Here is a 19,701-nt window from a genome sequence, read left to right as displayed (position 1 = left end):
TTGAGCATTTGGACAATCGCCCAAAAAGCGGCCGTCCAGTATCTCGATCTTGATCGTCGAAACTGACCATTCGTTCAGTCAGGTGGTGCACCCCTTGACTGACATTTTTCAACGCCGTCGGCCATGGTTTGCCTGCCAGCTCCTTCGCCTCCACGAGCAGTTCAACAGCGCTTGACTCTTAAATCTACATATGTTGATCATGGCGAATGATACGAAACCGCCGCCCTTCAAAGCAGATGATCTCTCTGCTGCAGGCCCTGTCGGACCGGCAGTGGCACCACGGCTATGATCTGATGAAGGAAACAGGCCTGCTCTCGGGCACGCTCTATCCGCTGCTGATGCGGATGACCGATCAGGGGCTGGTCGAAGCGGAATGGCGCGAGCCCGTTCAGCCCGGTCGCCCAGCACGCCACGCCTATCGCCTGACCGCCAAAGGCTACGCGCTGATGCAGGAGCTTGCGCCCGGCGCTGCCCCACTCTCACCCAAGGCCGCCGGGATATGATGATTGCCTTCTCCCGCGCGTTGATGACATTGGCCTGCCAGTGTCTTGGAGAAGCCCGGCGTGAATGGGCGCAGGCGATGTGGGAGGAGTTCGATATCGCCGTCGAGGACGGACGCGGGTTGAGTTTCGCGACCGGATGCCTGATCGGCGCCTTGCGCCAGATGCCGATGGCGCAGGAAGGGCGGTTCGTCCTGACCAATTACACGCTGGCAATCGCCGTGATGGTCCCCATCGCGGCCATGGAAATCAGCGCCGCGCTGCTTGGCCTGCCGCATCTGTTCGGCGGCAAGGGCGGACCGGGTGCCGGCATGGCCGTCGCGCAAAAGCTTATCATTGGCGGCGCCTATCGGGTGGTTGCACCCTCGCTGAGCTTGCTGCTGCTGCTGTCCGGAGGGGGACAGTTGCGTCTCGCCTGGCTGATGCTTGAGCGCGACTGGCGGCGCGCGACCTCGACCGGCGTCGCCAATCTGGCCGCGATCACGACCTTGATCCTGTTTATGTGCTGCATGTTCCTCGACGTCAGCCAGGCCATCACGCTGGCCGTGGTGCTGGGGATCGAACTGGGGCTGATCGCCGGCCTTTGCCGGTGGCACGAAGATCTCAGCCTGCCGCCTTCGTAACGCTGTCATGCTCGGGGAGCCGCGCCTCCCTTCCCCCGACGCTGGAGACCCAGACGATGCCGCAAGCACGAATGACCTTTTGCGCCCTGTTGCTGGGCACGATCGCCGCCTACCCCGCCATCGCGCAAGCTGCGCCCAAGGCGTGTGCCGCGCCTTCCATCGCCATCGGCGGACCCAGCAATGCGCACATCGCCTATGTCGAAACCAGCTTGCGTCCGGCGGTCATCAGGCCGGGCGAGCAGCCGCTCACGCTCGTCGAGGACATGCGCCGGTACGATGTGCCGGGAATCAGCGTCGCGGTGATCCATGAGGGCAAGATCGCCTGGGCGCGCGGCTGGGGCCTGCGCGATCTTGAAAGCTGCGCGCCGGTCACCCCGAACACCGCCTTCCAGGCCGCCTCCATCAGCAAGGTCATCACAGCAATCATCGCATTGCGGCTGGTTGAGCAAGGCAAGATCGGGCTGGATCGCAACATCAACGAGGCGCTTCGCTCGTGGCAGATGCCGAAGGACGACAAGCTGGCGCCGCATGGCATCACCCTGCGCCAGTTGCTCAGCCACACGGCCGGTCTTGGCGTCCATGGCTTCGATCAGGCATATCGGCCCGGCGATGTGCTCCCCACGGTCGTCCAGATTCTGGACGGGTTGCCACCTGCGGACAACCGGCCCGTGCGCAGCGTGCTGCCCGCAGGTGGCCAGTTTGAATATTCGGGCGGCGGTTACATGGTGGCACAACTGGCCCTTTCGGACGTCAGCGGCATGCCTTTCGCCGAACTTGCCCAGCGCGAGGTGCTCGGTCCGCTCGGCATGACGCGCAGCGCCTTTGCCATGCCGCCATCGCCGAAAATCCGGGCCGACATGGCGTTTGGTTCGGCCTGGGGCAAAACGATTGCGGGCCATTACGCGGTCATGCCCCAGCTCGCACCGGCGGGCTTGTGGACCAGCGCGAGCGACCTGGCGCGCGTGTTGATCGATCTGCAGGCCTCTGCCGCAGGTGAGAACGGGCATCGCCTTTCGCCAGCGATGGCGCGGGAGATGATGACACCGGTCAAGGACAATTGGGGCCTCGGGCTGGCGCTCTATCCCGACGAGGCTCCGCGCTTCGGCCATGATGGCGTCAATCCGGGGTTCGAATCCTTCATGATCGCCTATCGCGGGAAAGGCGAAGGCATCGTGGTTATGACCAATGGCGGAGATGGCCGGCGCCTGACAGCGGACGTTGTGCGTGCCGTCGCGACCGATTATGGCTGGCCGAAGATCGCAGCCCCCGCAACCGGGGAAAAAACGCTGTCGCTCGCCGAGCTTTCCAGAGCGGCTGGGCATTTCGAGGGCGGTGGGCTCAAGGTCGATTTTGAAGCACGCCCGGAAGGCTTGTTTGGCAGGCTCGCCGGAGCCCCGGCCTTCGAGCGGCTGATTGCCTTGTCGCCCGTCAGCTTCCGGTCCGAAACGATGGGCATCACCTGCAAATTCGCACCGGATTTTTCGAGCTGCACCATTATCGAGGGCGGCCCTCCGATGAAGCTGGTACGCTCGAAGACGCCAGCATAGACAACCGAACGGCGTCGATCTTTTTCCATCGATGTGATGGTTCAATCCGGGAAGGCCGGTCCGGCTTGCAGCCAAACTCCTGCCCGGCCCGTTTCCAGCACCGCCCCAATATCCGACGTTGGTCTCCACGAATGGTGCGTCGAAACCGCCCGTTCGTTCATACCATGTATACCGGCCCACCGATCGCCCGATGGGCCGGCACCCCGGTCAAAGCTCCGTTCTCTCAGACAGCGTCAAGGCGTCATCGACGTCGACGCCGAGATAACGGACCGTATGCTCTATGTTGGTGTGCCCCAGCAGGATCTGGATGGCCCGCAGATTTCCCGTCGCTTTGTAGATGAGCGCGGCCTTGGTCCGGCGCATCGAATGCGTGCCATATTCCTGCTTGTTGAGGCCTGCGGTCGAAACCCATTCGTCAAGCAGGCGGGCATATTGGCGGGTGCTGATATGGCCCATGTAATCCACTCGACTTGGGAAAACGAAGTCGTTCAGAGAGCCTTTCCGCTGTTCCAGCCAAGCCAGCAGGCTCTTGCGCGCTTCAGCCATGATCTCGAATTGAACCGGACGACCAGTTTTTTGCTGAATGACGGTCGCCCGGTTGCGAATGGCCCCGCCGCTGACGAGATCGCCAATGCGCAGTTTCACCAGATCGCACCCGCGCAACTTGCTGTCGATCGCCAGGTCGAACAGGGCTCGGTCGCGGAGTCGCTTGTGCTCATCGAGGTAAAACCGGATGGCCCAAATGTCGCGCGGCCGCAACGGTCGCTTGGGTCCCACATTCTGCCCGGCGTTCCAAGGGCGCCGTTCATGCACGGCGGGGTCGAGATCGGAATGTCCCATTGTGCTTCTCCTGATGGCCAACTTGGCCGGGCTCAGGATACGCCTCTTGAGCAAATCGCGCTTGATGTTATAACGATAGTATGAACGCCAGCCTCAAGATCACCAAGATCGGCAATTCTGCCGGTGTCGTCCTGCCCAAGGAATTGCTTGCCAAGCTGCGTGCTGGCGTGGGCGACACGCTGTATGTGACGGAAACGCCCGATGGTATCCGGATCACAGCGTCGGATCCTTCCTTCGAGGCCAAGATGGCGCTGGCTGAACAGATCATGCGCGAGGACAGGGATATCCTGCGCGTGCTGGCCAAGTAACATGGCGCAGATCGCCGAACCGGTCTGGATCGAGACCGAACTTGCGCTAGCCATACATGACCGCCAACTGGCCGAGCATGGCGGCCCGATTGGCGTGCGCGATGCTTCGGCGTTGGAATCGGCTTTGGGCCGACCGCGCAATCAATGGGCCTATGGCGAAATCGATCTTTGCCAGCTTGCTGCGGCTTACGCCTATGGCGTGGCGTGCAATCACCCCTTCATAGATGGCAACAAGCGCACCGCATGGGTGCTGGCGCGCCTGTTCCTCGCGCTGAACAACGTGCAGATCGGCTTTGCCCCCGAGCAGGCCATCAAGATGGTATTGGCGCTGGCAAGCGGTTTGCTGACCGAAGCCGAAGTGGCGGTGTGGTTCAGGGAAAGGCTATCCTGATCGTCGCAAAAGGCGATGCTCTGAGCTGCCGGCAGCCGCACCAATACCAAGCGTTGCCGGGCTCGCGTCGAACCCTCAGAACTTGCCATTTGTTGAACAGGTTGCGAAGATTCACCATCCCAAGGTGGACGTGGATGCAGTTGCTTGACATTAAAATTGGACCAACTGCTTTGCATTGCAAAGTGAGGTCCCTGATGCGCGATATCGACCAAGCACTATCCGACATTGCCGGCATTCGCGCACAGCTTGCATCCAGCACGCGCTTCCATGGCTTCGCTCCGGTGGCCATCGCGGGAAGCGGGGCCTTCGCGTTTCTAGCGGCGGTCGCGCAAACGTTGTGGCCCGAACACCTCGTGAACGACCCCACGCACTATGTTGCGGTTTGGGTGAGCGTTGCCGTCGCATCGGCTGCTTTGATCTTCGTGGAGGGGCTGGCCCGCATCAGTCGGATGCATCGCACGATGGCTTCGATGATGGTCGCTGGCACAGCACGCCAGATGGTGCCCTTTGGTGTCGCCGGCGCTGGCATCACCCTGATCCTCTATAATTCAGGCCCGGCTAACCTGTGGATACTGCCGGGCTTGTGGCAGATCCTCATCGCGCTGATCGGCTTCACCTCGCTGACAAGCTTGCCAAAGGCCATTATCTGGCCCGCTGGCTGGTATTTTGCTTGTGGCTTGGTCGTGCTTGATCTCGCTAGTCGGGGAGCGCCACTGTCACCGTGGATGATGGGCATCCCCTTCTCGTTGGGGCAGGCTGCGGTTGCTCTCATTCTCCATCGCGATGCGGAGCGCCATCATGCCGGGTTCTGACCGCCAAGCGCCCTATGCTTATGCCGGGCTGGACCGGATTTTCCACGAGAAGGCGCGCCTGGGGATCGCCACGTCGCTGGCTGGACATGCGGATGGACTGGGCTTTTCCGATCTGAAGGCCCTGTGCGGCTTGACCGACGGCAATCTCAGCCGCCATCTACAAGTACTGGAAGAGGCAGGCTTTGTCGCGCTGGACAAAGGCTATGAGGGTAAACGACCACATACCCGTTGCCGCCTGACCAATCACGGGCGCGAGCAGTTCGTGGCTTATCTGGGAGAGCTGGAACGTGTGCTGCGCCAAGCTTCGCGTGCGACGACGGCGCACGCGGACAGCGATTTGAAAACATTACCACAAGCGAGTTGAGATTTTTTGCCTGGAGACTTTGCAATGCAAAGTAGTTTGCGAAATGCTACGCGCCTGTCCTTCATCTCATACGGCGTATCCAGGTTACGCAGTATAGGTTTTGCGCTGCACGGCATCGGTGCGCTGATCCGAAACGAACCCAATGCCCACGTCCACCTCGTCGCCAGCTTGGCAGTGGTTTTGGCAGGCTTGGTGCTGCACTGTGGCCTTGATGACTGGCGCTGGCTGGCGCTCGCCATGGCGATGGTCTGGATCGCTGAGGCTTTCAACACCGCGATCGAGGTGCTTTGCAATCTGGTTCAGCCGGATTTTCATCCCCAGGTGAAGCAAATCAAGGATCTGGCTGCAGGCGCGGTCCTATTGGCGGCCATGGTGGCAGCGCTGATCGGCGCAAGCGTGGCCTTTCCGCATCTTTTTGGAGGAGGCGCATGAAGGTCAAATTCATCCTCCCCGCGCTGACCGAGGCCAAAAGCCCGTTCTGGCGGCCGATCAAGTATTCGCTCTTTCCTCCGCTTGGCCTTGCCACGCTGGCTGCGTTCCTGGCGCCCGATGACGAGGCTGAGCTTGTTGACGATCATGTCGAGTTGCTGACTACCGACGACAAGCCCGATCTGGTGGTGATCCAGGTCTATATCACAAATGCCTATCGCGCCTATGCGCTAGCCGACCACTATCGGGCGAAAGGTTGCCGCGTGGCCTTGGGCGGGCTGCATGTCACGTCTTTACCTGAAGAAGCAGCGCCCCATGCCGACACTATCTTTTTGGGGCCAGGAGAGAAGACATTTCCGCAGTTCCTGCGAGATCTGCGCGATGGATGCCCGAAACCGCGCTATGCTTCGACGCAAGGGCGGACCTTGCATGGCCTGCCGCCCGTGCGGCGCGACCTTATCAAGCGAGATCGCTATCTCGTCCCCAATTCGATCGTGGTGACGCGCGGCTGTCCGCAGCATTGCGATTTCTGCTACAAGGACGCCTTCTTTTCCGGCGGCCGATCCTTTTATGCGCAGCGCATTGACGAGGCGCTGGCGGAAATCGAACGGCTTCCCGGCCGGCACCTCTATTTTCTCGACGATCATCTGCTGGGAGACCGGCGCTTTGCCGCAGGGCTGTTCGAGGGGATGCGCGGTATGGGGCGCCTGTTTCAGGGGGCCGCCACCGTTGATTCCATCCTGCGCGGCGATCTGATTGAGCAGGCGGCAGAGGCGGGCTTGCGAAGTCTGTTCGTTGGCTTTGAAACCTTCAGCCCGCGCAATCTGGCCGATAGCAACAAGAAGCAGAACCTTGCCCGCGACTATGCCGCTGTCGCGCGCCGGCTCAACGATCTGGGCATCATGATCAACGGCTCCTTCGTGTTCGGCATGGATGATGACGACGCCGACGTGTTTGACCGCACCGTAGATTGGGGCGTCCGGCAGGGTATCACCACGGCTACATTCCATATCCAGACGCCTTACCCCGGCACCCGGCTGCACCAGCAATTGTCGACGCAAGGACGGATCCTCACCCATAACTGGGATCTTTATGACACCCGACACACGGTTTATCGGCCAGCCAAGTTGACCCCGGAGCAGCTCAAGCAGGGGTATGAACGCGCCTACCGCCAGTTTTATTCATGGCGCAACATCCTAGAGGCTGTTATGGACTTGCGGGTCTGAATGGATTCAAAGGCTTGTATGGAGCAACGCCGCAAGCCCTATCCGTCAGACGTCTGCGATGAAGAATGGTCGTTGCTTGCGCCCTATCTGACGCTTTTGCCCGAGGATGCCGGGCAGCGCGAACACAGCCTGCGCGAGGTTTTCAACGGCTTGCGCTACATTGTGAAGACTGGCGCGCCTTGGCGATGGATGCCCAACGACCTGCCGCCGTGGCCGGCAGTTTACCAGCAGACGCAGCGCTGGCTGGCGGCGGGATGCTTTGAGGCGCTGATAGACGATCTTCGCGTGGTGCTGCGTCTGGCATCCGGCCGCAAAGCCGAACCAAGCGCCGCGATCATTGACAGCAGAACCTTGCGTTCGACACCCGAAAGCGGCGAGCGCGGTGGTTATGATGGAGCCAAACGCAAGAAAGGCTCCAAGGTGCATATCGCGGTCGATACGCTGGGCAACCTGCTGGCCTTGCATGTCACATCTGCCAGCGCTCAGGATCGCGGTGAGGTCGAAACCATGGCCAGAACCATCCAGGCGGTCACCGACGACAGCGTGGAAATAGCCTGGGTCGATCAGGGGTACACCGGTCAATCCACCGCCCAGGCGGCTGCACGGCACGGCATCGATCTCAAGGTCGTCAAACTGCCCGAAGCCAAACGTGGCTTCGTTCTGCTGCCGCGCCGATGGGTTGTCGAGCGATCCTTCGCATGGGCCACGCGCTTCCGCAGGCTCGTCAAGGATTACGAGCGCTATGCCCAGACACTGGCGGGCCTCCATCTTGTCGCCTTCGCAACAATCATGAGCAAACAGGCCATCTCTTTGATGACAGGTTCATAACAGTCTCTAGACAGCGCGCTGACACACGACAGCACGAAGCATAGGCTGAAGCATTTCGCCTACGCAGCAGGCTGGAAGAAGTTCGAGCCGCTGTGGGATCTGGCGATCAACGCCAAGCGGCTGGGCACGATGACGCCGGTTCTCGAAGCCGTTCTGTCAAAGGTGACGCAGCGTAAAGAGAAACCGCAGAAACCCCTAACCATCGCGCAAAAACCAGAATTCTCTTGAGCAAGTCCGCTGTGGAATGCTCCCGTCGTTACTGGTTGTAATCGCTGCAGGATGCGCAAGCCTCCATCCGCCGCGAAAGCGGCCGTTCCAGCGCCCCATTGGAGGCGTCGGAAGCGGTCGTTTGTTCGTCCATGTCTCTGGGCCCATAAATGGCATGGCTTGAGTGGTTAGCTGGCGTTGGTTATCCGCGCTGGTCCGCGCAGTACGGGCGCCGACACAACTGTAACCGCCGCTAAATCAAGCAAGGTAAAGATCGAGCCGAGGCCTGGATTTCTCGCCAACGAAATCAGTGGTGTTGCGAGCGCCAACGCGGGAAAATGTAGGCCGTAAGCCATAAACCTTGATTGCGGCACAGTTGATAGGCTCATCGGGGCGTTGGGGACGTTTGTGCGCAACATGTCTAACCGGGACGCTGCACCCGTCTGCGCGACCAAGTTACGATGCGCGCTCGCCATTCGGATTGCCGGTGCGGCAGGATGCTGTAGGGTAAGCGAGCAGCTGCTGGCAGGTGACCATGTTCGATTTTCTCAAGAAGCAGTTCGTCGACATCATCCAGTGGCTGGAGGAACCCGGCGAGATGGCCTGGCGTGTGCCTTTTGCTGATCAAGAGATCCAGCATGGCGCGCAATTGACAGTGCGCGAGGGACAGATCGCTGCCTTTATCAACGAAGGCCGGATTGCCGACTACTTCGGGCCTGGTCTCCACACGCTGGAAACCGCCAACCTGCCGTTGCTGTCCAACCTCATGAATTGGGACAAAGGCTTCCGTTCACCTTTCAAGTCCGACGTGGTGTTTGTTTCGCTCAAGGAACAGCAAGGATTGAAGTGGGGCACGGCGCAGCCCGTCACGGTCCGCGATACCGAGTTCGGCGCGCTGCGGCTGCGTGCGTTTGGGTCCTACTCCTTCCGGCTGAGCGAAATCGGGCCTTTCATCTCACGGGTCCTCGGTACCATGTCGGGCGTGACCGTCGCATCCCTCGAACCGCAGTTGCGGGCCGCGATCCAGACCGCGATCGCAACGGCGCTGGGTGGCAGCGGCATTGCCTTTCTCGATCTTGCGGCCAACCAGCAGGGATTATCGGACAGGATCAAGGTCGAAGTCGACAAGGCGTTCGCCCAGTGGGGCCTTACCTGCCTCTCATTCTACGTCGAGAGTGTCTCGCTACCCGACGAGGTGCAGGCCCATCTCGACAAGGGCAGTTCCATGCGGGTGCTTGGCGATCTTGCCGGTTACACCCGGTTTCAGGCAGCAGAAGCCATCGAGCAGGCTGCGGGCAACGATGCTGGGGTAGCCGGTATCGGTGCGGGCATGGCGGCGGCGACTGCCCTTGGCGGTGCGATGGCTCAGGGACTTGGCGCTAGCCCGACCGGACAGCCTGCCGCCACAGCCGAAGATCCTCTGGCGACCATCGAGAAGCTGCACCGCCTGGTTACGATCGGAGCCTTGAGCCAGGAAGAATTCGAGGCCAAGAAGGCCGAGTTGCTCAGCCGGATCCGGTGAGCTTAACCGGGGCTTTGCGGAGAATGGAGAGCGTGAACTGTCCCTCATGCGGGGCTTTGCTGCCGCTGCGCGATCCAGGGTTGCCGTACTCGACGTGCCAATACTGCCAAAGCCTGATCAGGCGGCGGGATGGCATGGCCGAGGCGGTGGGGACGGTGGCAACCCTGCCCCTGGACGTTTCTGCGATACAGATCGGCACCACATTCTCCCTCGACGGAAACAATGCCGAGGCGGTTGGTCGGGTGCGCTGGGGCTGGCAGTACGGTTCCTGGAACGAGTGGTTTCTGCGCGGCGCCGACGGCCGACCCTATTGGCTGGCCGAGTCCATGGGCATGTATATGCTGACCAGCGAATATCCAGCCGTGCTGGAAGTGCCGGCCATCAGGAACTTTGCCGATGGCAACCCCATTGCCGTACAGGCCACGGTAAAAGCTGGCGGCAAGTGGCTCACGGCTACCGACACCAAGGAAGCGACCTGTCTTGGCAGCGAAGGCGATCTGCCTTTTCCGACGCTTCCAGGCCGAACTATGACCAATGTCGATTTCCGTAATGCCAACGGCGATGCGCTTTCCGTTCAGCGGGACGATGACGGTACGACGGCATGGCTTGGACGCTGGAGCGATCTTGCTGGATTGCAGCCCAAGAACCTTCGCCAGATCCAAGGCTGGACCATTCCCGGAACGCTGGCATGACACTGGCTCACGCTGTCACTTGTCCGTCTTGCGGCGGCGCGATCGAAGTGCGGGCTGTCGGCTACACCGTCACCTTGGCCTGTCGCTATTGTGGGTCGATGCTCGACGTGGCCCACGAGGATGTCCGACTGATTACCGCCTACAAGCGTGCAAACGCCAATTTTGCCATCGAAATCGGTACCCGTGGCACCTTGTTCGATATCGAATGGGAAGCGATCGGGGCACTGCGCCGGCGAAGCCCGGGAGCGATCTGGCAGGAATACCTCCTGTTCAATCCTTATGCCGGCTACCGCTGGTTGGTCATTGTCGATGGCGAATGGCAGTTCGGCACGATGCTACTCGATCGACCGGATGGCGCAGGGGCTTCCATCCAATGGCGAGGTGAGACCTACAAGCTCGATGACGATGCCACGGTCGAGACCACGACCGTTCTCGGCGAATTCTACTGGCGAGTTTCACGCGGGGATCGCGTGCAGTGCGCGACTTTTGCACGCGGCAGCAACTTCCTGTCCCGCGAGGTGACGGTAGACGAGGTTACATGGACGCAGTTGATTCCGCTCGACCGGCGCGAGGTGGAGAACGCCTTTGCAGTCCGTGAGCGATTTAAGCCCAGGTCAGGCCTTTCGGCCAGCCGGCGTGCCTTCTTTCAGGCGCCGGGCACAAGCGACAACGACCTGCCATTGATGTTTCTCTTGGCCCTGGGCGCGCTGCTCATCATCGGGATCGTCCAGTACGTCATGAGTGGGCCGAACCTGTGCGCCAACAATCGCTTCGATGTTGTCGTCGGCGCCCCCACTACCACGCACAAGATCGGCACGATCGATGTGACGCGCCCCTGGCAGTTCGTCACCATTCAGGCGGACGGCAATGACTTCAGCAACCGCTGGGTGGATCTTGACTACAGCCTGGTCAACCGCCGCACCCAGCAATCGATCGACGCCTATGGCATCGTGGAATACTATACCGGGTCCGACAGCGACGGTCCCTGGACCGAAGGCAGTCATCATAGCGAGACCCAGTTTGCCAGCGTTCCGCGCGGCAGCTACGATGTCTACGTGGATACCGGATCGCATGGCTGGCCTATCGATCCTGCCGCTGACGCAACAGATTCCAACCATCCATGGAATACGCCGGAAGCGGTATCCCTGTGGCTCAAGGCCTGCACTAGCGGGTATTCTTGGGGCTTGTTCTGGATTTTCGCGATCCTGCTGTTCGGCTTGCCTTGCCTGATCCTTTGGCGGAGGCACCGAGGGTGAGATGAGCAAGCGCCTGATCCTCTTTTCCGCCTGGTGCGCCTTCCTGATCATTGTGGCGGGCATCGCGACGTGGTTTGCTTGGTCGCCTTTCTCCGACGACGAACGGCCCGTCGCTTCCGCCTACCGCGGTCCTACCCATAAATAGTCTCTCTTTCGCACGATGGAGTTGTGCCGATGCTGACCCTCGACGTTTTCCTTGCCACCGTGCTCTATGCAGCGCTCGGCATCGTCATATTCATCGTCAGCTTCGTGCTGGTCGACAAGCTGACGCCCGGGGAGCTCTGGCGTGAGATCATCGAGCGCAAGAACATGGCGGTGGCGCTGCTCGCCGGGGCAGTTGCGATCGGCATTTCCAACATCATCGCCGCGGCCGTGCATGGTTGATCTGCTCACGGGGGATGACAGCGGCACCGAAACGGACGCACCTGCATCGCTCGCCGTCATCCTGCTGGTGTCGGTTCTGGTCGTCGCCACATGCGGCCTAATCTACGAACTTCTCGCCGGGACACTCGCCAGTTACCTGCTTGGCGACAGCGTCACGCAGTTCTCGACCGTGATCGGCAGTTATTTGTTCGCCATGGGTATCGGCAGTTACCTGTCGCGCCATGTCCGGCAAAACGAGATCGGCGTGTTCGTCCGCGTCGAAATCCTGATCGCCGCGCTCGGTGGATGGTCAGCGGCCGGTCTTTTCCTGCTCTTCCCCATCGTCGAGGACTTCCGGGTCGCGCTATATGCGCTGGTGCTGGCGATCGGCATCCTGGTCGGCTTGGAAATTCCATTGCTCATTCGCATCTTGCGCCATCGTTTTGCATTTCGAGACCTAGTTTCAAACGTCCTCACCTATGACTATATCGGGGCGCTCATCGCATCCTTGCTGTTCCCGCTTGTTCTCGTGCCGTGGCTTGGCATGGTCCGCACGGGGTTCGTCTTCGGACTGGCCAACGTTGGCGTGGCCGTCGCCTTGCTTCTGGCCCTGCGCGCGAGCCAGAGTGTTGCGCGCGATCTCGTCGCAGCCCTCGTGGTGTTGGCATCGCTTGTCGTGGGTCTGTTTGCCGCAGATCATATCCAGCGCTGGTCGGAAGTCGCGTTCTATGGCGAGCCGGTCGTCTATGCTCGTTCAACGCCCTATCAGCGCATCGTCATTACGCGGCGGGGCGAGGATTTGCGCCTCTACCTCAACGGCAACCTGCAATTCTCAACCCGAGACGAATACCGTTATCACGAGGCACTAGTCTGGCCCGTGCTCGGCCGCGTCGCTCACCCGCGGCAGGTGCTGATCCTGGGTGGCGGCGATGGACTTGCCGCCCGCGAAGTCCTGCGCGATCCGCGCGTATCGAAAGTGACGCTGGTCGATCTCGACCCGGAGATGACCCACCTATTCCGCGACGTGCCCCAACTCGCCCAACTCAATGGGCATTCGTTGTCCGCTCCCAAGATGCAGGTCATCAATACCGACGCGTTCCGCTGGGTGCGAAAGGCAGCCGGACCCTACGATGCGATCCTGATCGACTTTCCCGATCCTACGGAGTTCTCGCTCGGAAAGCTCTATACCGAGAGTTTTTATCGCGAGGTCGCACGTTTGCTGGCCCCGGCTGGCGTGCTGACGGTGCAGAGCACATCACCACTCGTGGCACCGCGCTCTTACTGGACGGTAGCAAGCACGCTCGAAGCTGCCGGACTTTCGGCGCGCGGCTATCACGCCTATGTTCCCAGCTTCGGCGAATGGGGCTTCACGCTGGCTGCGCACGGCCCGCCAGGAGATGCGGTGGCGCTTCCTTCAGGGCTTCGGTTCCTTACGCAAGCCAGCGAAAGGGCCATGTTCGACTTTCCGCCGGATATGGCGCGCCGGCCCACCGCCGTGAACCGCCTCGACAACCAGGCGCTGGTTCGCAGCTTTGCCGAGGAATGGGGCCATTACGATGGCTGACGCGACCCGCCGCGATGTTCTGCGAGTCAGCGCCGCCGGAGCAGGCGCCATCGCGCTGGGCAGTTGCGCCACGGCGCCCTTGGCAGGCACGCTGGACGGGGCGAATTGGCAGCGCGGTCACCTTGTCCGAGACGGGAAATTTCCTCCTGCAAACGGGGCGGAACAGCAGGCGGCGATTGTGATCGCCGGGGGCGGCGTGGCCGGGCTCTCCGCGGCTTGGCGGCTCAAGGCCGCCGGCTTCGACGATTTCGTACTTCTGGAGCTTGAGGACACGGTTGGCGGCAATGCGCGATCAGGCCACAACCAAGCCAGCGCCTATCCCCTTGGCGCCCATTATCTGCCAGTCCCAAACAAGGAAGCCGCGGCCCTGCGGCACATGCTGACAGAGTTCGGCATGATCGTCGGCGAGGTGGGTGGCGTTCCCGTCTACGATCCCTATCAACTCTGCGCCGATCTCGAAGAGCGCCTGCTTTGGCGGGGGAACTGGCAGGAAGGACTCTTTCCTTACAGCGGGTTGACCCGAGAAGATGCAGCGCAACGCGATCGCTTCGCGCAGGAAATGGCGCAGCTTCGCAATGCCATTGGCACCGACGGGCGCCCCGCGTTCGCTATCCCGCGCGCCTGTTCGAGCGTCGATCCCACTTACACCGATCTTGATCGTCTCTCGTTTGCGCAGTGGCTGGACCTGCGCCGCTACACCTCTCCCGTGCTTCGTGCCTACCTGCGTTACTGCTGCCGAGACGATTATGGCACCGAACCGGAAGAGGTGTCGGCCTGGGCAGGCGTGCATTATTTTGCCGCGCGTCGCGGCTGGGCCGCACATGATGACGGCGATCGGGAGCTGACTTGGCCCGAAGGAAACGGTCGGCTCGTTGCGCTGCTGCAGCAACGGGTCTCTGCTCATATCCGGCCAGCGCACAGCGTATTCGCCGTTTCGCAGCAGGGCGACAAGGCTGTGGTCGATGCCTTCGACCACAAGGCTGCATCCAGCACCCGGTGGAATGCAGAATGCGCAATTGTCGCCATGCCGCACTTTGTTGCCACGCGCGTATCGCCAGCCCACGCCAGCAAGGGCCGTTTTCGGTACGCACCCTGGGTCGTGGCGAACGTGACCGTGAACCGGCACCCCAAGGGGCGGGGCGTTGGTCTTGCCTGGGACAATGTGTCGGCCGGTAGCGACAGCCTGGGATATGTCGTCGCAACGCATCAATCGGCTAGCGGCGGGGATGGGCCGACCGTGCTGACCTGGTATTTGCCCCTGTCCAAAACCGCTCCACGAGAAGCGCGCAAGCTGATGATGACGCGCACGTTGCAAGCTTGGCAAGAGCTGATCGTGGACGACCTCCTGATGATGAATCCCGATTTAGCGGGCGCAATCGACAGGATCGACGTCTGGCGCTGGGGGCATGCCATGATCAGCCCAACACCGGGTTTTCTGTCCGATCCGGCCCGCATTGCAGCGATCGAGGCGAAACCACCCGTCCTTTTCGCCCATTCGGACCTGTCCGGTCTTTCCCTGTTCGAGGAGGCCCACTATCGCGGCGTCGTTGCAGCAGAAACTGCGCTGACCCACGTTGCTCACCCTTTCGAGAGTTTGGTTTGACATGGCGCACTTGCCCGGCACCAGTGTCCATCTCATTGCAGATCTGAGCCAAGCGACGGGACTGAGCGACGTAATGCTGGTCGAGGCGGCGTTGCGCCAAGCGGCTTTAGCGGCAGGTGCGAAAGTCTTGGGCGTGCATGTCCACACATTTGGAGAGAACATGGGCGTAACCGGGATCGCCCTGCTGGCAGAATCCCATATCTCGATCCACACGTGGCCCGAAACCGGAGAGGCGGCAGTTGACCTATTCGTTTGCGGGAAGGACGTGGATGCAGAAGCTGGACTTGCTCTAATCTTAAAGAGCTTTTCTGCGGTTGCGGTCCGCAAGCATAAAATTGAACGACTTGCCAAATTTTAATTCTGAATAGAAAATTGGCAATGATGATAGTGGTTTCAAATACCTGCTCTATCTCCTCGGCAATGTTGTGAGTCACCGACATTTCGGGTGTCGGGAAAACGATGTATCGTCCCAAGCATGGCAAAAGCGGATCGGTTGGAACGCCTCGACGTACGTCGTTTAGAACTTGAAGCTGGATACACGGCGGCGCTTATCGACGCTTTGCGCGTTACGGCCTCGGGAAGATGGGGGCTTTTTGACCATAATGCAGACCGCTGGTCTCGGCAGGCGGTGGCTCCTATCGTCGACAATCTGGCCGAAATCGGCCACGCAATCGACCAAACGAGAGAACAGCTCAGATTGCCGCCTTTCGAGCTGCAGCAGGAATTTCTGGCGTCTCGTGGACCGGTCGCGTCGGACGCGATCGGCGAGCCCAAACAGGCCCTAGCCTGGCTCGATCGACTGGACCGTGGCAAGACAGGTTAATTCAATCGGTGTGCAGAGTATTCATACCTTTGGTTCGACAATTTGCGCAACGAGCATCACTGCTTGAGACTGGGCAATCCCGTCTCAACAATCGCCGCCGCGATTCCGGACGTTCAGGGACCCAGTCTGTTGCGTCGGAACCCGTCGTTCGTTAACCGTCGCCGTGGGGCTATTGAATGATGAGGGCTGGGACATTTTTGGGTCGCGTCCCGGGACGTGGTGTAGGATCTGAGGTCAGCGCTGCTGGCCGGGCGCGCGCTTGCCATATAGCGCTGTAGCGTTCGGCCAGCAGCGCGGGTGGTCACCGTGATTTTCGGCTAGGTTTGGGTTGCGAAGCTCGAACCTGGAGAACCACGATGACCGATTCCATGATGCACCTGCGCGCGCTGGTCGAGAAGGCCCCTGACGCGGATATTTTGCGCGAGATGATCTCCTTTGCCGCCGGGCGGTTGATGGAGATGGAGGTCGGCGGCCTGACGGGTGCGGCCCACGGCGAGAAGTCCGCCGATCGGCTTGTCCAGCGCAACGGCTACCGCGACCGCGATTGGCAAACCCGCGCGGGAACGGTGGAACTGCGCATCCCCAAGTTGCGCAAGGGCAGCTATTTCCCCGGTTTTCTGGAGCCGCGCCGGATGGCCGACCGGGCGCTGACGGCGGTCATGCAAGAAGCCTATGTGCATGGCATCTCGACGCGATCGGTCGATGATCTGGTCAAGGCGCTGGGCATGGATGGCATCTCCAAAAGCCAGGTCAGCCGCCTGTGCGAAGAGCTCGACCAAAAGGTGCATGCCTTCCTCGATCGCCCGATCGAGGGCAACTGGCCGTACCTGTGGATCGACGCCACCTATGTCAAAGTCCGCCAGGATGGCCGCATCGTCTCGGTTGCAGTGATCATCGCGGTGGGCGTAAACAGCGACGGTCGCCGCGAAGTGCTGGGCATGGACATCGGCCCTTCTGAGGCCGAGCCGTTCTGGACCGCCTTCCTGCGCAAGCTGACGCGCCGGGGCCTGCGCGGCGTGAAGCTCGTGATCTCCGACGCCCACGAAGGCATCAAGGCGGCGGTATCCAAGCTGCTGTGCGCAACATGGCAGCGTTGCCGCATCCACTTCATGCGTAATGCGCTCGCCCATGCCGGCAAGAGTGGCCGCCGCGTCGTCTCGGCATTCATCGGCACGGCCTTCGCGCAGGAAACGCCCGACGCAGCCAGCCAGCAATGGCGCTCCGTTGCCGACCAGATGCGCCCAAAGCTCCCGAAACTGGCGACTTTGATGGACGATGCCGAACCCGACGTGCTGGCCTACATGACCTTCCCAAAGGAACACCGCGCCAAGTTGCACTCGACCAACCCGATCGAGCGCCTCAATGGCGAGATCAAGCGCAGAACCGAGGTCGTAGGCATCTTCCCCAACGAGGCCGCGATCACTCGCCTCATCGGTGCGATCCTCATGGAGCAGTCCGATGAATGGGCCGTACAGCGCGGGCGCTACATGTCCCTTGAAACCATGGCGCCCGTGAGCGACGATCCCATCGTCATGCTCTCGGCTGTACCCGGAGCATGACCGGCTCAAACTGGTGCCGAAATCGACGGTGGCCCAGATAAGCTACACCACGCCGAGGGACACGATCCATTTTTGCCGCTCCCCGGCGACGTGTCGAACGGCAGAGCTCGCCAATAGCCGACATCCGACGCTTGCCACACGCGCACCGTAGAACGACAGAGGTTGGGCCGCCTGCTCCCTGGCAGGTTCCTCACCGACGGTCGGGTTTGCCTCACCAACAACGCCGCAGAACGGGCTCTGCGCTGTGTGCCCGTTGGGCGGAAGGCATGGCTATTCTATGGTTCAGATCGGGGCGGGCAGCGCGCCGCCATCGTCTATTCGCTGATCCAGACCTGCCGCCTAAATGATGTCGATCCGCAGGCGTGGCTCGCCGATGTATTGGGCCGGATCGCGGAATGCCCAGTTAGCAGGCTAGCAGATTTGCTTCCATGGAACTGGCGTCCTCGGCAGCTTTGAAGTGTGCGGGGCCGCGGCGATGCCGACGAGCGGCGACCCTCCATCGGAGTGATTGCCAGTGCTCCCAAAAATTGGCAAGGTCGCTGGAATGAAACTCAAGAAAACATTTATGGTCTTTTTTGTGGGACTTGTGGGCTTGATTAGCACAACCTTTGCCGCTCCAGTCCAAGCTCAATTGTGTCCCACCGATAGCAAGCTTGCAAAATTGGTCGCGGCCTCAGACCTGATTCTGGTCGGTAGAATGACCGTGCCCAAACGACTCCTGGTCAATGAGGCACATAAGCAATCCCCTGATTATTTGAACATGCCAATCGATATTGAAGCCATTGTTAAAGGGGGAAGCTTGGCAAGCGCGATTGTGCGATTTTATCCAAAGGACACTGACTACAAGCCGTCAAACGCAGCCGTGGCCCGCATTTCAGGGGAACGCGCTATCTTCTTTCTCACGCGAGTGGATCAAGAACCAAGAGCCCTCTATTTCGCAGGATATACGCCAGACGCTTTGGAACAGGCAACCGAATCCAACTTAGGGGCAGTTCGTGCTGAAGTCTCACGACAAACCCGCATAGTCTCGTTTTGGCGCGCAGATACTACAGCTCCCCATTTCGCCGAGGTTAGCGCACTCATTGCTCGCCTAGGACAAGTCCGTGACGCAGAGCAGCAGCGTGTATTTGATCAACTGCTGGCGCTTGGCGTAGAGGCGGTGCCAGCGATCATCGCTCAGATGGATGATCGACGCCTGTTACTTACGAGAGAAATTTCTCTCGTCAACCATTCTCCAAATGCCTTTGAGCCGGTCCGTCATTATGGTCCCGAGCAGATAGTTGATGGCCTTGACGCAGTACTCAATCAAATCACCGGGGAAAGCTTTGGGTCAGTCATGAACGGTGGTTCGAAGCAAATGCGCGAAGCCACCGTTGTGCGCTGGCGATTATTCGCAGCCGAATTATCTTGCAAAAAGCAGGACTAGCCATCTATTGATGCACTTTTGTTATGGTCTACGTTTAACTCAAGTTCTCATTTCAGATCTTAAATGCCGCCGCCGTGGCGATCCTCACCGAATGCCTACCAGACATCCTCGGCGTTTCTGGCGAACGACCAACTCTGGTCGGGAGCGACCGCTGCGAATCCGGCCAGCCGACTGGCGTTTGCCGCCGCAATAGCCGTCGTTCGACGGCTCAGAGCGGCTCCCTATAACCTGCCCTTCGTTCATCAGACCATCGAGGGTGCTCGGCCGGCTGAGTTTTGGATTTTTCTGCCACTCTCAAGCCGATTATCTCATTGCAGTCTCTGTGAGGAGCCGACGTCCAGCGCTTGCCGGACCGGCACCCGCCGCAGTATCATGACTGGGCGATTTTACGATCCAGCGTCTCGGCTACCCTGATGATGGGAGCAGCAAGTGTCATCATCTGCTCGGCCGTCATGACTATGCGATCTCCAGGCCTTAAGGAGATGTGCTTTATGCTTCGAGCGGCGTAGTCGTCCACGTTGCCCGCCCGGTGAGCAAGCACGTTGCGCAACATATAGACGTCATCGACATACTCGAGGCCAGCGGATAGAGACTTGATCTTGAAGGGTGCCTCTTCAGCCATCTTCGCAATGCGCGCGCTCAGGCCACGGACCTTCATTACGTCTCCATAAAGTTTGTCTCCCGCCACTGTGCGCTTACCGGTAGCCTGATCATAGAATTTAGGTCGTGCCACGAGGTAGGCATCTACAAAATTGTTCAAGTAAAGTTCGAATGAGGCTGATAATATGATCAATCTATTGTAAGCGCCGACGGAATGC

Annotated in this window: 23 protein-coding genes and 1 pseudogene; 22 read left to right on the top strand and 2 right to left on the bottom strand. The window is 60.4% G+C overall.

From position 1 onward, the window contains the following. The first annotated feature begins 236 nt into the window (after positions 1-236). The 3 genes from H926_RS0109460 to H926_RS26575 are packed head-to-tail and all read left to right on the top strand — an operon-like array spanning position 237 to position 2,670. On the top strand, positions 237-503 hold the full coding sequence (locus H926_RS0109460) for a PadR family transcriptional regulator (RefSeq protein WP_022676080.1): 267 nt from the start codon (positions 237-239) through the stop codon (positions 501-503). Beyond that, a complete protein-coding gene (locus H926_RS0109455) occupies positions 500-1,123 on the top strand; it encodes a hypothetical protein (protein WP_043608815.1) in 624 nt (207 codons plus the stop codon). Before H926_RS0109460 ends, H926_RS0109455 begins: the two co-directional genes overlap by 4 nt. A gap of 56 nt (positions 1,124-1,179) precedes the next feature. Then, a complete protein-coding gene (locus H926_RS26575; protein WP_082209091.1) occupies positions 1,180-2,670 on the top strand; it encodes a serine hydrolase in 1,491 nt (496 codons plus the stop codon). A 207-nt stretch (positions 2,671-2,877) separates the two neighbouring features. On the opposite strand, the gene H926_RS0109445 is transcribed toward H926_RS26575, so the two are convergent. Further along, positions 2,878-3,510 (bottom strand): tyrosine-type recombinase/integrase, encoded by a 633-nt coding sequence (locus H926_RS0109445; RefSeq protein ID WP_022676077.1) that lies wholly within the window; start codon positions 3,508-3,510, stop codon positions 2,878-2,880. Positions 3,511-3,590: 80 nt separating this feature from the next. Here H926_RS0109445 and H926_RS0109440 point away from each other — a divergent pair, with 80 nt between their 5' ends. From H926_RS0109440 to H926_RS32385, 19 genes and pseudogenes are all read left to right on the top strand, one after another. Next, positions 3,591-3,818 carry an AbrB/MazE/SpoVT family DNA-binding domain-containing protein gene (locus H926_RS0109440; RefSeq protein WP_022676076.1) on the top strand — a complete coding sequence of 76 codons (228 nt, stop codon included), beginning with the start codon at positions 3,591-3,593 and terminating at the stop codon, positions 3,816-3,818. A gap of 1 nt (position 3,819) precedes the next feature. Continuing rightward, positions 3,820-4,209 (top strand): type II toxin-antitoxin system death-on-curing family toxin, encoded by a 390-nt coding sequence (locus H926_RS0109435; protein ID WP_022676075.1) that lies wholly within the window; start codon positions 3,820-3,822, stop codon positions 4,207-4,209. 194 nt (positions 4,210-4,403) lie between these two features. Then, positions 4,404-5,021: a hypothetical protein gene (locus tag H926_RS0109430; protein WP_022676074.1), complete on the top strand. Its 618-nt coding sequence runs from the start codon at positions 4,404-4,406 to the stop codon at positions 5,019-5,021. Further along, positions 5,008-5,385, top strand: coding sequence for a transcriptional regulator (locus tag H926_RS0109425; RefSeq protein WP_022676073.1), 378 nt, complete (start codon positions 5,008-5,010; stop codon positions 5,383-5,385). The genes H926_RS0109430 and H926_RS0109425 overlap by 14 nt, the downstream gene beginning before the upstream one ends. Positions 5,386-5,409: 24 nt before the next feature. After that, positions 5,410-5,817: a diacylglycerol kinase family protein gene (locus tag H926_RS0109420; RefSeq protein WP_051146310.1), complete on the top strand. Its 408-nt coding sequence runs from the start codon at positions 5,410-5,412 to the stop codon at positions 5,815-5,817. Next, positions 5,814-7,040: a B12-binding domain-containing radical SAM protein gene (locus H926_RS26570; RefSeq protein WP_022676071.1), complete on the top strand. Its 1,227-nt coding sequence runs from the start codon at positions 5,814-5,816 to the stop codon at positions 7,038-7,040. Before H926_RS0109420 ends, H926_RS26570 begins: the two co-directional genes overlap by 4 nt. Positions 7,041-7,058: 18 nt before the next feature. Next, on the top strand, positions 7,059-7,868 hold the full coding sequence (locus tag H926_RS0109410; RefSeq protein WP_022676070.1) for an IS5 family transposase: 810 nt from the start codon (positions 7,059-7,061) through the stop codon (positions 7,866-7,868). Positions 7,869-8,610: 742 nt separating this feature from the next. Beyond that, complete coding sequence (locus H926_RS0109405; protein ID WP_022676069.1) at positions 8,611-9,597, top strand: SPFH domain-containing protein; 987 nt, start codon at positions 8,611-8,613, stop codon at positions 9,595-9,597. A gap of 134 nt (positions 9,598-9,731) precedes the next feature. After that, positions 9,732-10,289 (top strand): DUF4178 domain-containing protein, encoded by a 558-nt coding sequence (locus H926_RS0109400; protein ID WP_237741003.1) that lies wholly within the window; start codon positions 9,732-9,734, stop codon positions 10,287-10,289. Continuing rightward, positions 10,286-11,545, top strand: a complete 1,260-nt coding sequence (locus tag H926_RS0109395) for a DUF4178 domain-containing protein (RefSeq protein WP_028657799.1) — start codon at positions 10,286-10,288, stop codon at positions 11,543-11,545. Before H926_RS0109400 ends, H926_RS0109395 begins: the two co-directional genes overlap by 4 nt. A 1-nt stretch (position 11,546) precedes the next feature. Further along, positions 11,547-11,690 (top strand): hypothetical protein, encoded by a 144-nt coding sequence (locus H926_RS33180; RefSeq protein WP_022676067.1) that lies wholly within the window; start codon positions 11,547-11,549, stop codon positions 11,688-11,690. A gap of 29 nt (positions 11,691-11,719) precedes the next feature. Then, positions 11,720-11,929, top strand: coding sequence for a DUF350 domain-containing protein (locus H926_RS0109385; RefSeq protein ID WP_022676066.1), 210 nt, complete (start codon positions 11,720-11,722; stop codon positions 11,927-11,929). Further along, entirely contained in the window at positions 11,922-13,472 is a 1,551-nt protein-coding gene (locus tag H926_RS0109380; RefSeq protein ID WP_022676065.1) for a polyamine aminopropyltransferase, read from the top strand. The genes H926_RS0109385 and H926_RS0109380 overlap by 8 nt, the downstream gene beginning before the upstream one ends. Further along, positions 13,465-15,075, top strand: coding sequence for an NAD(P)/FAD-dependent oxidoreductase (locus H926_RS0109375; RefSeq protein WP_022676064.1), 1,611 nt, complete (start codon positions 13,465-13,467; stop codon positions 15,073-15,075). The genes H926_RS0109380 and H926_RS0109375 overlap by 8 nt, the downstream gene beginning before the upstream one ends. 1 nt (position 15,076) lies before the next feature. Continuing rightward, entirely contained in the window at positions 15,077-15,433 is a 357-nt protein-coding gene (gene speD, locus H926_RS0109370) for an adenosylmethionine decarboxylase (RefSeq protein ID WP_022676063.1), read from the top strand. A gap of 117 nt (positions 15,434-15,550) precedes the next feature. Further along, positions 15,551-15,898 carry a hypothetical protein gene (locus H926_RS0109365; RefSeq protein WP_022676062.1) on the top strand — a complete coding sequence of 116 codons (348 nt, stop codon included), beginning with the start codon at positions 15,551-15,553 and terminating at the stop codon, positions 15,896-15,898. 356 nt (positions 15,899-16,254) lie between these two features. Beyond that, positions 16,255-17,457, top strand: a complete 1,203-nt coding sequence (locus H926_RS0109360; RefSeq protein WP_022676061.1) for an IS256 family transposase — start codon at positions 16,255-16,257, stop codon at positions 17,455-17,457. 183 nt (positions 17,458-17,640) lie between these two features. Next, positions 17,641-17,913 (top strand): annotated as a pseudogene (locus H926_RS31655) (transposase domain-containing protein); the annotation flags it as partial. Between the two features lie 88 nt (positions 17,914-18,001). Beyond that, complete coding sequence (locus H926_RS32385) at positions 18,002-18,883, top strand: hypothetical protein (protein WP_148291692.1); 882 nt, start codon at positions 18,002-18,004, stop codon at positions 18,881-18,883. 370 nt (positions 18,884-19,253) lie between these two features. Here H926_RS32385 and H926_RS34570 read toward each other — a convergent pair. Further along, positions 19,254-19,701, bottom strand: a 448-nt coding sequence (locus tag H926_RS34570; protein ID WP_043608811.1) for a hypothetical protein, incomplete at its 5' end; no start/stop codon positions are given.

This window comes from Novosphingobium sp. B-7 (assembly GCF_000410615.1).
GTDB classification, from domain to species: Bacteria; Pseudomonadota; Alphaproteobacteria; order Sphingomonadales; family Sphingomonadaceae; genus Novosphingobium; species Novosphingobium capsulatum.
Note: the sequence above shows the minus strand (reverse complement) of the source record. Positions and strands in the feature narration are given on the sequence as shown.